The 1,888-nt window shown below is 37.3% G+C and carries 2 protein-coding genes and 1 pseudogene; all 3 read left to right on the top strand.

Annotation, left to right across the window (positions count from 1 at the left end):
* Positions 1-511 (top strand): hypothetical protein (locus JKM87_RS17590; protein WP_202081765.1); only part of this gene is annotated, 511 nt, incomplete at its 5' end.
* Positions 512-1,106: 595 nt separating this feature from the next.
* Entirely contained in the window at positions 1,107-1,445 is a 339-nt protein-coding gene (locus JKM87_RS17585) for a hypothetical protein (protein ID WP_202081763.1), read from the top strand.
* Positions 1,446-1,550: 105 nt separating this feature from the next.
* Positions 1,551-1,888 (top strand): annotated as a pseudogene (locus tag JKM87_RS17580) (hypothetical protein); the annotation flags it as partial.

Here is a 1,888-nt window from a genome sequence, read left to right as displayed (position 1 = left end):
CTTTGCTATGAGATTTGAGAAACAAATTACACCTAATAAATTATTTATATGGATTCATCAAGAAGAAATCCATACCTCCACGATACCTGAACAAGGTCAGTACGTGGTACCTTTTCTTGAAACGGATGACGAGCATGTGAAAACGGATGAATTGACCGAGTCTCAAGAAAAATACTTAGCTCAACAGCTACGAATGATCCAACTAACAGGAGCCAAGTGTCTCATCGCTGAAAGATCAGCGCTCGACATGTTAGAGGAATTACAACCTGATGCAATAGATGCTTTAGAAAATAATGTGTTGTATTCATCAATCCCACCAAAGCATCATTGGTTTATATACTTAACAGAGGGAGTTCACACCGGCTTTGAGATGCACGAAGATATGGTCGCCTACGATTTCCATCAAGGAAAGCTATGGGTCAACCCGAATATAGTGGTGGGTGATGTCCAAGGTGTGATCGATCGAGTAAGTGCGCCAGGGTACAGCTACGAGCAGGAGTGGGAAGAATAAGTTAAAGCCCAAGCCGAAGGCTTTAGATAGACATTAAGTGTAAACCAAAGAAGAGCTGCCAACAGACATATAGACCCAAATGTCTACGCTCGTTATGGTATCATTAACCGTACAGAGGCAACGTGGGTAAAAAGATACATCCAAGCAAAAGGCTTCAGTCCTGAAAACATGCGCCAGTTGGTTGAGAAAAAAGTCTATCCATCGGAGCTTGAGAGATTAAGAGTTAATCGTCCAAGTCAGGTAGACAACTTTATAGATGCGTAGCAGGGAGGAGGATATCGTAACCATTTACTTGAAGACTCTTTTATTAATGGATTTCCAGAAACACTAAGAAATTTCAACATCTCATTGGACAAGTTTAATATGTTGAGGTTAATACCAACACATCAACTAACTGACCATGAAGCAGCTACATTAATAGAGATAAGAACGAGTATTGCGACCGTTGTGGAGCTGAATATAATATGAAACAAGTCGACATTCCAGACGGGACAGAGTTATATGAATTAACAGCTACGAGTCATAAGGTGTTAGTTGGGGTTTATTCTATAGATAAAGGGAAATTTATACTAACCTATTAATAGGGAGGAAAAGTATGAGAATAAAGAATGGTAAATATGCAATATACAGAGGGATTGAGTATAAGTTAGATTCTAAGAGAAATGGTAACTATCTTTTAAGTTCCGAAACTAAACCTGATGAAGAAGGTTTTAGAAAGGTTTATGAAAATCGGTATGTAAAAGAGGTCACATTCAATGAGTTAGAAGAAGCCTATAGAAGAGAATTTTATTGCAGACATAATGGTATAAAATACCAAATTGTATATGAAGAAGATGACTGTTATGTTATTGAAACTTTCACATTGCTTAAAGTTGATAGTGATTTCGAACAAGTAGACAAGGGTGTGTTTCGGAAGAAGGTTCCTAACCATTAATTGAAGATATTTGGGCTGAAAAAGAAGCATTATGATTTAACACTAGGAGGTGGTCGGGGACCATCTCCTTTCATATAAAATTACTTCCAACATTAAAAAGTATTTATGTCAATCAGTAGTTTATTCTTAGCCCACGTAGCATTAGTTACAGTCGGAGTTATCCGTTACGAAGCTATTGAAACAGATATAATAAAAATCCCATTAGGAGGAAATACAGAGGCTGATAAAGCAAGGTTGAAAAAAATTATCGATCAGCTAGATCATCCTCATAAGGATAAGATTCTACCTTATACGGATCCTAGACCATATACAGGCAATGGGACAACGTTAAGTGATAAACATATCATACCAGAATATAGATATCCAGATAATGCACGAGTTAAAATACATAATGGTGCAGAAATGTATGAAATGACAAGAACAGGGCTTCAAGTAAGGGTTGC

This window comes from Caldalkalibacillus salinus (genome assembly GCF_016745835.1).
GTDB lineage: Bacteria > Bacillota > Bacilli > Caldalkalibacillales > JCM-10596 > Caldalkalibacillus_A > Caldalkalibacillus_A salinus.
This window is presented reverse-complemented; position numbering and strand designations above follow the sequence as displayed.

What these genes read in the sequence shown, in the direction of transcription:
- JKM87_RS17585 (WP_202081763.1), top strand. Translation starts at nt 1,107, where the DNA reads ATGAGAATAAAGAATGGTAAATATGCAATATACAGAGGGATTGAGTAT.